General features: G+C 61.9%; 10 protein-coding genes and 1 pseudogene. 7 read left to right on the plus strand and 4 right to left on the minus strand.

Annotated elements, in window-relative coordinates:
- The first annotated feature begins 194 nt into the window (after nucleotides 1–194).
- The gene (locus JMA46_RS09605) at nucleotides 195–1,154 is read left to right on the plus strand and encodes an alkaline phosphatase family protein (protein ID WP_207345120.1); all 960 of its coding nucleotides are present in this window, start codon (nucleotides 195–197) and stop codon (nucleotides 1,152–1,154) included.
- 101 nt (nucleotides 1,155–1,255) lie between these two features.
- Here the strand turns inward: JMA46_RS09605 and JMA46_RS09610 are convergent, their stop codons facing one another.
- Nucleotides 1,256–1,999, minus strand: coding sequence for an SDR family oxidoreductase (locus JMA46_RS09610; RefSeq protein ID WP_207345121.1), 744 nt, complete (start codon nucleotides 1,997–1,999; stop codon nucleotides 1,256–1,258).
- A 130-nt stretch (nucleotides 2,000–2,129) separates the two neighbouring features.
- On the opposite strand from JMA46_RS09610, the gene JMA46_RS09615 reads away from it, so the two are divergent.
- The 3 genes from JMA46_RS09615 to JMA46_RS09625 all read left to right on the plus strand — a co-directional run bounded on the left by JMA46_RS09615 (nucleotide 2,130) and on the right by JMA46_RS09625 (nucleotide 5,207).
- Entirely contained in the window at nucleotides 2,130–3,206 is a 1,077-nt protein-coding gene (locus JMA46_RS09615) for a phosphatase domain-containing protein (protein ID WP_207345122.1), read from the plus strand.
- Nucleotides 3,207–3,327: 121 nt separating this feature from the next.
- On the plus strand, nucleotides 3,328–4,206 hold the full coding sequence (locus JMA46_RS09620; RefSeq protein ID WP_207345123.1) for a phosphatase PAP2 family protein: 879 nt from the start codon (nucleotides 3,328–3,330) through the stop codon (nucleotides 4,204–4,206).
- A 65-nt stretch (nucleotides 4,207–4,271) separates the two neighbouring features.
- Entirely contained in the window at nucleotides 4,272–5,207 is a 936-nt protein-coding gene (locus JMA46_RS09625) for a diacylglycerol kinase family protein (protein WP_207345124.1), read from the plus strand.
- A 107-nt stretch (nucleotides 5,208–5,314) separates the two neighbouring features.
- On the opposite strand, the gene JMA46_RS09630 is transcribed toward JMA46_RS09625, so the two are convergent.
- Together JMA46_RS09630 and JMA46_RS09635 are read right to left on the minus strand one after the other, a co-directional pair.
- Nucleotides 5,315–5,863 carry a cyclodeaminase/cyclohydrolase family protein gene (locus JMA46_RS09630; protein WP_207345125.1) on the minus strand — a complete coding sequence of 183 codons (549 nt, stop codon included), beginning with the start codon at nucleotides 5,861–5,863 and terminating at the stop codon, nucleotides 5,315–5,317.
- A complete protein-coding gene (locus JMA46_RS09635; protein WP_207345126.1) occupies nucleotides 5,863–7,563 on the minus strand; it encodes a formate--tetrahydrofolate ligase in 1,701 nt (566 codons plus the stop codon). Before JMA46_RS09635 ends, JMA46_RS09630 begins: the two co-directional genes overlap by 1 nt.
- A 231-nt stretch (nucleotides 7,564–7,794) precedes the next feature.
- On the opposite strand from JMA46_RS09635, the gene JMA46_RS09640 reads away from it, so the two are divergent.
- Both JMA46_RS09640 and JMA46_RS09645 read left to right on the plus strand, forming a co-directional pair.
- Nucleotides 7,795–8,868, plus strand: coding sequence for an alkene reductase (locus tag JMA46_RS09640; RefSeq protein WP_207345127.1), 1,074 nt, complete (start codon nucleotides 7,795–7,797; stop codon nucleotides 8,866–8,868).
- Between the two features lie 121 nt (nucleotides 8,869–8,989).
- Complete coding sequence (locus JMA46_RS09645) at nucleotides 8,990–9,673, plus strand: DUF1684 domain-containing protein (protein WP_247647205.1); 684 nt, start codon at nucleotides 8,990–8,992, stop codon at nucleotides 9,671–9,673.
- Nucleotides 9,674–9,954: 281 nt separating this feature from the next.
- Here JMA46_RS09645 and JMA46_RS09650 read toward each other — a convergent pair whose 3' ends face one another.
- The gene (locus JMA46_RS09650; RefSeq protein ID WP_207345128.1) at nucleotides 9,955–10,944 is read right to left on the minus strand and encodes an ornithine cyclodeaminase family protein; all 990 of its coding nucleotides are present in this window, start codon (nucleotides 10,942–10,944) and stop codon (nucleotides 9,955–9,957) included.
- 131 nt (nucleotides 10,945–11,075) lie between these two features.
- Here JMA46_RS09650 and JMA46_RS09655 point away from each other — a divergent pair.
- Nucleotides 11,076–11,536, plus strand: a pseudogene (locus JMA46_RS09655) (ISAzo13 family transposase); the annotation flags it as partial.

Raw genomic sequence — 11,536 nt, forward strand, 5'->3', positions numbered from 1 at the left:
CGTCCAGTTCAGTTGCAGACCCGGACGCTGCGAATGTCATCTCTGTGCAGTGGGTAGAAGCATAGGACACCAAAGTAGGGACGTCCATGTGTGTCCAGCACAGTCATCCTGGTCGGCACTACCGCCGCATGTCTAACAGTCAGGCCGGCGTGGGAGGCATAGCAGGCAGAGCCCGCTCCGACTAGCATTGAGCGATGATACAAAAGAGCCGATTTCTTGTTGTGCTTGTGCTTGGATTCACGACGCTCGGATTGATCATGGCGGGATGTGCCGCCCCAAGCCCCGTTGCCAGCCCGATACCGTCTCCTCAGACATCTGCCTCAAGCCCACCGGTCAGCAGTCCCACTGCAAGTGCAGGAACATTGCCTGAAATCGATCATGTAGTCATCGTCGTCGAGGAGAACAAACCGGCGTCAAGCATCCTGGGTAATGCTGATGCACCCTACTTCAACAAGTTGGCCGCCGACAACGCACTGGCGACCAACTATCAGGCAGCAACCCACCCGAGCCTGCCCAACTACCTGGCCCTCACCAGCGGGACCACCGCTGGGATCAAGGACGACTGCAGCCCCGGCGCCGATTGCACAGCACGGGTACCCAGCATCGCGGATACCATCGAAAAAGCGGGGAGGACCTGGAAGATGTACGCCGAGAGCATGCCTGCCCCCTGCACTGCAAAGAATTCCGGCCTGTACGCGGTGAAACACAACCCCTTCATGTATTACCCAGGCGTTACCGACAATCGTGCCTCATGCGAGGCTCATGTGGTTCCCTTTACCCAGCTCAGTGATGACTTGAAATCCGCTGCAAGCTTGCCAAACTATGTATTTATCAGCCCCAATCTTTGCAACGACATGCACGACTGTCCTGTGTCGACCGGCGATGCCTGGCTGTCAGAGCAAGTCCCCAAGATTCTGGATTCACCGGCCTTCACCACGAAGAACTCCCTGCTGGTGATCACGTGGGACGAAGGCAAAGGAGACAACAACGCCGTGTCGACTGTGTTCGCCGGACCTGCCGCCAGACGGTCCCACGAATCCTCAGTGGCTTACAGCCACTATTCCTTGTTGCACACTATAGAAATCCTGTGGGGCTTGGAACCCTTGACCGACAAAGACAAAAACGCGGCCGTCATGACCGACATGCTGAAATAACACCCTGCTAGCAGTTCCATGAGGGCCAGCACGCTTGAGTGCTGCGCGTTTAATGACGTGGATCCCTGCAAACGATGCCGTTTGCAGGGACCCACCGTGGTTTAGTAGAGTTTGTTGGCTCCGCCGTCGGCCATGAGGGTTTGGCCGGTCATGTACTGCGAATCGTCGGAGAGCAAGAATGCCACGATCGGCGCAACGTCCGCCTCGGGATCCCCGAAGCGTCCCAGCGGAACCTTGGCCAGTGAATCCTTGTACATTTCAGGGAACGCCTCGCTCCATGCCTTGACCCCTGGGGTCAGTGCCATGGGTGAGACAACGTTGACGCGGATGTTGTCCTTGGCCCATTCGTTGACTGTGACGCGGGAAAGCCCGCGGATCGCTTCCTTCGCCGAAGCATAGGCAGCCTGGGTTTCCTGTCCGACCATGGCCGAGCCCGAACCGAAGTTCACCACGGACCCGCCGTTAACGGCCAGCAGCGGGTAGGCAGCTGCCATGAATTGGCGGGTGGCGCGGAAACCCGTGTTGAAGGAGAGATCCCACTGTTCCTCGGTCAGGTCGTTGAACATGGCTTGGCGCGATGCGTGGGCGTTGTTGACCAACCCGTCCAGTCCGCCAAAAGTTGTGCTGGCCAGTTCGACGGCGGACGCCGCCACCGCCTTGTCGCTGACGTCGCCCAACACGAACCGGACGTTGGCGCCCAAATCTGCCGTGAGGGATTCCCCGGCTTCGCCATTGACATCGACCGCAATGACTTTGGCTCCGCGAGCCACCAAAACCCGGGAAATTGCTCCACCAATTCCCGATGCCCCGCCGGTGACGATGACGACCTTGTTTTCGAGTTGCATGCTGACTCCCTGGTTTCCGTTTTGTGGGATCAGAGGATCCCTTGCTGTGGATTGCCCCTATACACAATCACAAGATGATGTGCGTCGGCTGGAAGCGGGCGAATACCCGGTTATGTGGAACAGTGGATTCATGGACAAAGCTTCGCGAAAACCTTCTCCCAGCACATCCGATCCGCTGGATCGCAGTTCTCCGCAGGAACCCGCGGCACCGGTGTTGCTCGCCTCGGTGATGCATGTGGCCGATGCCATTCATGAGGTTCGAACGCGCGTGGCGACTGCTTTCGGTTTCACTCCCACCATCGTCGCCTACCCAGGCTACGGTGGCACCACTTGGGTGCGCGTGCTGGCTCGTGTTGTGCTGACAAACAAACGCACGGCCACCAGCGACAGGATGCGCGGCTGGCGGGCTTTTACCAGCGTGCCTGTCCCGAACAGCGAAGTGGAAGTGGAGATCGAAGGCGTCGTCCACTCGGTCCGCGCCGACGCCGGAGGACTCGTGGATGTTGTTGTGGATGCCTCCTTGGAGCCAGGCTGGCACAAGGTCTTCCTGCGGAGCCAGGTTGCAGCTCCCGCCGAGGCCCGCGTCCTAATCGTGGCACCTGAAACCACGTTTGGCATCGTCTCCGACATTGACGACACCGTCATGGTCACGGCGCTGCCCCGGCCGCTGCTGGCCCTCTGGAACACCCTGGTACTCAGCGAGCGGGCGCGCACACCCACCCCCGGCATGGCGGTGCTGCTCGACAGGATCGTCGACAAGCACCCTGAGGCACCCATCCTCTATCTCTCCACCGGACCGTGGAACGTGGCTCCCGCCTTGGCACGGTTTCTGGCAAGAAACCTGTACCCGGAAGGCGTTCTGCTGCTCACCGACTGGGGTCCCACGCGACAACGCTGGTTCCGCAGTGGACAAGAACACAAGCGCAACAATCTGGAGCGGCTCGCACAGCAATTTCCGAACATCCAGTGGCTTCTAGTGGGCGACGACGGCCAGCACGATCCGGAGATCTATGCCCACTTTGCCCGTTCACATGCTGCGCAAACGGCAGCTATTGCCATTCGCGAGCTCTCCACAGGGGAAGCATTGCTGGCTGGCCGCCGCCAGCATGGGGAAGGTCCAGGTTTAGCGCAAGGCGGAGTGCCTCGATTTTCTGCACCCGATGGGGCGGGCCTTGCGGAGCACCTGCGAAAGCACGGTTTACTCTGAATCTGCGGTCCGCGCGTCTGAGTAAGGTGAGCGGCCGGTTTGTTGCCGGCAACTCCATGCCTGGTGCGTTAAACTTCCGGCACAAGGACTTATTGGAAATAGCGGGAAACAGGATGTGTAGATGAGCGAACAACAACCACGAGGAACGGCTGGCAAGCAGTCCGCCCAGGACGGCGAGGCGGGTGAGGTCGGCCAAAACGGCGAGGTCTCACAAGACCGCTTCGTCGGGCGGACGGACCTGACCCGGTGGCGAGCCCCTTTCGGGCGTTGGCTCGCCGGCGTCGTGCGTTGGCTCAGTGCCCGGCTGGGACCGCATGCCGCCCTGATTCTCACACTCGCCGTCGGCGCCACGATCGCTGCGACCCTGACCTACGTTTCCGCAGAAGTCTATGACGCCGTCACTGAGGCCGACGGGGTTGCAGCCTTGGACCATCCGCTGCTGGACGCCGCCATGAGCGTCCGTTCGCCGTGGCTGGACACTGTCGCCACGGGCTACACGGACATCGCCGGGACCATCGGCATGCCCATCCTCGCCGCCACCATCATGGTGGTCCTCGCCCTGAAGCGCCGGTCGTGGACGCCGGTCATACTCATGCTCACGGCCACGGCAGGGTCGCTGCTGATGACCGTCGCGGGGAAACAACTCATTGGACGCGCACGCCCGCCACTGGCGGACGCCATCCCGCCCTATGAATATTCGCCCTCTTTTCCCAGCGGCCACACACTGAACGCCACAGTGATCGCCGGAGTGGTGGCATACCTGATCATCCTGCGCCTGGACACGGCCCGGGGCAGGGTCATCACGATCCTGGCGGCCGGTATATTTGCTTTCACCGTGGGGCTGAGCCGCATTTATCTGGGCCACCACTGGTTCACCGACGTCCTGGTGGCGTGGACACTGGGCGCCGTATGGCTGGTTTTGGTGATCACCGCCCACCGGCTGTACCTGACGGCAACCCGGCACGACGCCGTCACAGGGCCTGCCTCGTCGCAGCCGTAAGACACCGCTAGCTGACCGGTAGAGTTCAGCTCCACCCGGCAACACCCGAAAACTTTGAGGAAGCCATGTCAGAGCACCAACCCCCGCGGGACAAACGCGCCGTTGTGGTCATTAATCCGATGAAGTCTCCCACCGGAGACTTCAAAAATACAGTCATTCAACTGTGCGCGGACGCCGGCTGGGACCAACCCTTGTGGTTGGAAACTTCCGCAGCGGACCCGGGCCGAGGCCAGGCGAGGGAGGCACTCAAGGCCGGAGCCGACGTCGTTATTGCCGCGGGCGGGGACGGCACCGTCCGTTATGTGGCTGAGGTCCTGGCGGGCACGGGCACTGCCATGGGGCTGTTGCCGTTGGGAACCGGCAATCTGCTGGCACGCAACCTGGGCATCGATGTTGCGGACCCGGTGCGGGCGGTGCGGCAAGTTCTGGAAGGGACCGAGACGAAGATCGACGTCGTCAGGGCGGAGATTGACCATGACGGGCAGGAGCACATGTTCTTGGTGGCTGCCGGTCTGGGCTACGACGCGTCCATCATGGCCAATACGGTGGACGGGCTCAAGGATCGCGTGGGCTGGCTCGCCTATGTTGAATCCGGAATCCGGAACCTGCCGGGGAAAGCAGTCACGGCCGAGATCACCATTGATGGCAGGGCGGAGAAGCATCGCAAGGTGCGGGGCGTGATGGTGGGCAATTGCGGAAAGCTGATGGGCGGCGTGGCGATCTTCCCCGGTGCGGCGGTAAACGACGGCATTCTGGATCTGCTGACATTTTCACCCCACGGGAGGTTTGGCTGGCTTGCTGTCATCGCGGGTGTCTTCGGCAAAGGCAGCGAACGCAACAAGGCGGTGCGGAGCCTTTCGGGCAGGACCGCCGAAATCACTGTGGACAGTCCGCAGGATTTTCAAATAGACGGAGACCACGTTGGTTCTGGATCGCACTTGAGAGTGGCCGTTGATCCGTTGGCGCTGACCATCAGGATGACGGCGGTGGATGCAATTTGATTACCCGCCGCGCGGCGCCGGGATCCGCAAGAAAGCTCCCACCGTTTTCGCTCTTCTGAAGGAGCACTTGGCGACCCTGTAACGAGCCAGCTGGCGGATTGGTGGCTTCATTTGAGGCGGTCGGTGGCAGTGCGAGCCAAGATGGCGGCCGAGTGAGCCCTTGGAAACGGATCATCCTGCCCGACGTTCGCCGCGGTCAATTCCGCGGCGACCTCGGCAGCAATCGCGGCGATCCGGGCTGCAGCCATGGCGTCCCACCGCAGGTTCTGGTTGCCGTCCACGGCCAAATCCGCTGCGAGCTGTGCGATCTCGGCAGCTGATTCCGCAATGAACGCCGTTCCAGCGGACACGGCCGCCATCGCAGCTGCCCAGCCCTCTGGTGCAGCCATTGCACCCGCGTAGCCTGCGGCATCGGCGGTCACCAGTGGCTCAAGCCCCTCACGCAGCTCATCGGCGCGTTGGGCGAGGTCAGCAGCATTGGGGAGTCGGGAGCTTGAGCGGCGGGCCACCTTCGCGGTCAGCCCCGCCGCTAGAGCACCCAGCACAGCCAAGGCGGATCCGGCCGCTGGCACGGACTCTCTGCTGGCAACATCCTCGAACAATTCACGCAAGGGACGGTCGAGGTAGTCGCCTGAAGCCCAGCCGGGGTCATCCATCAGGAAAGTCCGACGATCTCGCCGGCTTCGTCGATGTCAATGCGCTCGGCTGCCGGCGCAGACGAAAGACCCGGCATGGTCCGCATGTCCCCGCAGATTGGATAGATGAATCCTGCGCCAAGCGATGCGCGTACCTCACGAACCGGCAGCCGCCATCCTGTGGGCGCTCCCTTGATACTGGGATCGGCCGATAGGGACAAGTGGGTTTTCGCGATACAGACCGGCAGGCCGCCGAAACCGGCGCGCTCGTACTTTTCCAGCTGGCGGGCTGCCAGTGGCGAGAGGTCCAGGCCGTCGGCGCCGTACATCTCACGCGCGATCACATCGATCTTGTCCACGAGAGGGAGTTCATCGGCGTACAGCCGGTGGAAATCCGTCGGCTCAGTACACGCTTCCGCCACCGCCTCAGCCAATTCAACTGCTCCCTTGCCACCTTGGGTGAAGTGGTAGCTGATCGCCACGCGCACCCCTTCTTCCTCGGCGATTTCCATGATCGCCCGATGCTCGCTTGGGTGGTCTGTGGGGAAGGCATTCACCGCGACCACCGGCACAACCCCATGACGGCGGATGTTGGCGATCTGCCGGCGCAGGTTCGCCGCCCCGGCGAACACATCGAAAGGGTTTTCAACAAGCATCTCCGGCGGAAGCGGACGGCCGGCTACGACCCGGTGCTTGCCGGAGTGGGTTTTCAAGTCCCGCACTGTCGCCACGATCACGGCCGCGTCCGGGGTGAGCCCGGAGGCGCGACACTTGATATTGAAGAACTTCTCCGCCCCGATGTCGGCACCGAATCCCGCTTCGGTGATGAGATAGTCGCCGGAGTGAATGCCGATCAGGTCGGCAACAATCGAGGAGTTGCCGGTGGCGATGTTTCCGAACGGACCGCAATGCACCAGCACGGGGGTCTGTTCCACCGTCTGCATCAGGTTTGGCTTGACGGCGTCCTTGAGTATCACCGTCATTGCCCCCGCCGCCTTGAGCATCTCCGCCGTCACGGGTTCCCCGGCGCCGTCGTAGCCGACCATGATTCTGCCCATCCGGTCGCGGAGGTCCCGCAATGACGTGCACAGTGACAATGCCGCCATGACCTCGCTGGCCGCGGTGATATCGAAGCCGTCCTGGCGCGGACTGCCGTCAGCGGGTCCACCGAGCCCGGTGATGATGTTGCGCAACTCGCGATCGTTGATGTCCAGAACACGCCGCCACGTGATCTGCTGTGGATCGAGTCCAAGCTGGTTTTTCTTCTGGAGGTGGTTGCCGATCATTGCCGACAAAAGGTTGTGGGCGGCTGTGACAGCGTGCATGTCACCGGTGAGGTGCAGATTCAGGGCTTCCATGGGGACCACTTGCGCGTAGCCGCCTCCAGCAGCTCCCCCTTTAATACCCAAAGTGGGCCCCATCGACGGCTGCCGGATGGCGACTACCCCGAGCTTGTCAATGTGCTTGAATCCTTGGCCCAGCCCCACGGCAGTGGTGGTCTTGCCGGATCCGAGCGGGGTAGGCGTGATTGCGCTGACAACGACATACTTGGCACGCGGGCGGCCACGCAGTTCCTCGATCGCCGAGAGGGAGATTTTGGATGCAGCGTTTCCGTAGGGCTCCAGCAGATGCGGACCAATGCCCATGGTTGCCGCAACCTCTTCCAGCGGGCGGCGGACCGCTGCACGCGAGATCGCCAAATCCGAGGGCATGGCCTCCATGCCGGGTGCTGATGGTTTGACGATGTGATGCCTCCTGTGACGTTGTCTGCACCGCTTCTGGGGTTCGGCTGGGCCGGTAGTTACCCAGCGTAACCACATGTGTGATTTCTGGACAGGCATTGGCGGAGAAATCCACAACAGTGCAGAACGGATGCAGGTGCCAGCTGGGAATACCTTTTGTAGGAGCATGGTTGTCCACGGGGTCAATGCCATCCATTGCTTGGAGCAACCATGAACTTGTTTTCCCCCGTCACCCTCGGGGCCCTGGAACTGTCCAACCGACTCGTCATGGCGCCGCTGACCCGGTCCCGTTCCGGGGTTGACGGCGTCCCCGGTGACGACGTCGTGGAGTATTACCGCCAGCGCGCGTCAATGGGCATGATCGTCAGCGAGGGCACGTACCCGTCGATCGCCGGTCAGGGCTTTGTCCGTCAGCCTGGTCTGGTTACGGACGCACAGATTGCCGGGTGGAAGCGGGTCACTGACGCCGTCCACGCTGAGGGCGGTCTGATCATCGCCCAGGTCATGCATGCCGGGCGTGTGGCCCACCCGGCCAACACGGGTGGTCGCCCGGTTGTGGCGCCCAGTGCCGTCGCCGTGGAGGGTGAGACCCGCACCTACGACGGCAAGCAGCCCTTCCCAGTCCCGCATGCCCTGACCGTGGAGGAACTGCCCGGCGTGATGGCCGAGTTCGTCCAAGGCTCCCGCAACGCCATCGCCGCAGGATTCGACGGCGTCGAGCTGCACGGTGCGAACGGCTACTTGCTCCACGAATTCCTGGCCCCCTCCGCCAACCACCGCACCGACAGCTACGGCGGCTCGCCGGAGAACCGTGCACGCTTCGTCATCGAGACCACGGCGGCCGTCGCAGAGGCCATCGGCGCCGACCGGACTTCACTGCGCATCTCCCCCGAACACAATGTCCAGGGCGCACTGGAAACAGACCCCGCCGAAACACTGGCGACCTACGCTGCGCTCACCGACGGCATCGCCCCACTGGGCTTGGCGGGCCTGAGCGTGCTGCACAAGGATCCGTCCGGCGCCCTGGTCCGGGAGCTGCGCAGCCGCTTCGGCGGCCCCTTCATGCTCAACACAGGTTTTGGCACCGTCACCACGCTCGACGACGCTCTCCTCGTCGCTGGCAGCGGCTGGGCCGACGCCGTCGTGGTTGGCAGGCCAGCCCTGGCCAACCCGGACCTGGCCCGGCGCTGGCGCGAAGGCCTGCCCCTGAACGAGCCTGACTACTCCACGTTCTACACCGAGGGCACCAAGGGCTACACCGACTACCCGTTCTGGGAAAACTAAGGCGCGTTGACTGCAGAATGCCACGCTCAATGTTCGACGGCGGCTGCCGGGCGGTGCCGCCGTCGAACGTTGCGCCCACGTCGCCGTGCGGGGGCGCCCGTTTTTGAGGCGACATGCCGACATGCTGCTTCACTTTCTGCACATTTGCACGCAAGCTGGACTCATGGCCTCCTCCGCGCAGACAGCAGCCGACACCGCAGGCTGGCGCCTACGTACCTTCGCGTTGTATTCCCAAGTTCGCGCCACAGCCGAGCACGACGGCGCCGCGGCGGCCCATGAACTGTGGGTGCGGGAACGGAATGCAATGTTTGCCGACCACCCGGCCTCGGCGTTGGATCCAGACCAGAAAGCCTTGTTCACCGGTCTGGCCGTGGCTCCGTATGATCCCGCCTGGCGGATTTCCGGCGAGATCGAACCGGCGGGTGCGGGGCAGGAAATGTCCGTGACCACGGGCACCGACGGCGTAGTTGCGTTCGTGCGGCTGGGTACCTTCGATATTCCTGATGTAGGCAAACTGGCCGTATGGCGGCACGCCGGGTACGGCGGCGGCATCTTCCTTCCCTTCCGCGACGCCACGTCGGGGGCAGACGGCGGAAGCTATGGGGCCGGGCGTTATCTACTGGACACCATCAAAGGCGCCCACTTGGGTCACGCGGACGGGCGGTTTACCCTGGATTTCAATTTCTGCTACAACCCCTCGTGCGCCTACGACCCCGCTTGGGCGTGTCCATTGCCCGGCCCCGACAATCGCCTGCCCGTTCCGGTTCCTGTCGGCGAGATGTACCTTCCAGAGCTCGGCAACTGACATTCTTGGCAGCTGAGCCGTCCGAACTACGAACCCTAGCGAGACCAGCAACGCGCACCACCGTCAACGGGGTGCCCCTGCCACCGCCATCATCCCGGCATGGACATTCCTGCCCTCCGAGAAACGAAAATTTAACCCGTCAAGTCACAGGGCTTTCTGTGGATCTTCACAGCTCCATAGGCAGCACGTTTGAAACCCCCAGGGTCTTTGGATTCGCGGGCAAGTGGTCACGAATCACCGTTTCGGGCACATCGTTTAGGCTCAATTATTCGACTTATTGGTCAGGCATCTAACGCTACTTCCGTACCTATGTTGGCAGCGATGGCCGCCCTCAGAATAACGTCGACAATTGCCGTGTCCTGTAGACCGGTACCAACAGAGTTGTAGAGCGTAATTTCCTGATCATCGAGACGCCCTGGTGCCTCTCCTCGCAGGACGCTGCTCAGTTCTGCAACAATTTCCGGCAACGATCCGTCATCGGCGGTGGCCAGCAGGTAATCGCCCGACTCGTGGGTGACCGTTTCATAGTGGTCAATGTAAACGCGAGAGCGGCGGAATGCTTCGGCGTCGACTTCTCGATCAGTGGGACGAGGACGTGCACCGACGACGTTGAGGTGGTGTCCTGTGCTCAGCCAAGCGCCTCGAACGATGGGCGTAACGCTGGGGGTCAACGTGCACACGATATCGGATTCACGGACGACTTCCTCGGGGGACGATGCGACAGTGATAGTCGGTACGACGCCGTCCCACAGACTTTCCAAGGTTGAACGGAAGTTGTCCACTGAGGCTTTGGTCCGGCTCCACACGGTAATAATCTCCAGTGGCCGAACACGTTGAATGGCCCGCGCATGTTCTATGGCGAGTGCCCCTGCACCCACGAGACCGAGCCGGGATGCATTTTCCTTGGCCAATGCGTCGGTCGCGACGGCAGAGACGCCCGCGGTTCGGATACGCGTCGGAATTTCTCCGTGAAGGATGGCTTTGATAAAGCCGGATTCGCGGTCGATGACGGTGATTGCAGACACCTGGGATGGCCTACCGTTCCGAGCGTTGCTCGGACGGTCCGTTAGGGTCTTGCTCGTAACCAGATTGGAACGAAGGTCTGCCCCGAGCATGGGAATGTATGCCGCGTCATCGCCTTCTAGGCGCAGGACGTTTGGTGTGACCGTATAGGCATCTTGCCCTTGCCGACTGAGAACATCGCGCAGCGCAGTACGCGTGGCATCGATGTCGGTGAGGCGTTGGAGATCGGAGCGGGAAAGGATCAGCATTGGTTCTCCAAAGTGAAATATGAGCGAAAATAGTATCAGCGTGTCAGTTTAGGCGGTCCTGCAAGGCTCAGCCTTAGGGTTCGCGATGTAATAACTTATGGTTTTGGTTAGTTTCCCGTTAAACTTGTGCCATGGTTGACCTCACTGAGCATGCTGAATCCACAGCCCGTAGATATGCGGCCCTCCGGACTCACCTGAACGAGCGCCAACGCCGCCTCTTTTTGGGTGTCGAGGCAATAGATCTGGGCCGCGGCGGGATGAAGGCGATCGCGCAGGCCACTGGCGTCCACCCGGACACCATCTCGCGGGGAGTCCGTGAAGCCAAGGGTGAGCGCGGGCCCTTCGACCGAGTGCGCGCCCCCGGTGGTGGACGGAAGAAACTGGTCGAGCACACCCCTGAAATCATCGAACTACTCAGCGCGCTGGTGGACCCCGAAACACGGGGGGATCCGATGTCTCCACTACTATGGACCACCAAATCCACCCGAAATCTCGCCGATACACTCACCTGCCAGGGATACGCTGTCTCGGACCGGGTGGTCGCCAGGATGCTCAAGGATCAGGGTTACTCCCTGCAGTCCAACACCAAGGC

This window comes from Arthrobacter sp. E3, assembly GCF_017353415.1.
Lineage (GTDB): Bacteria > Actinomycetota > Actinomycetes > Actinomycetales > Micrococcaceae > Specibacter.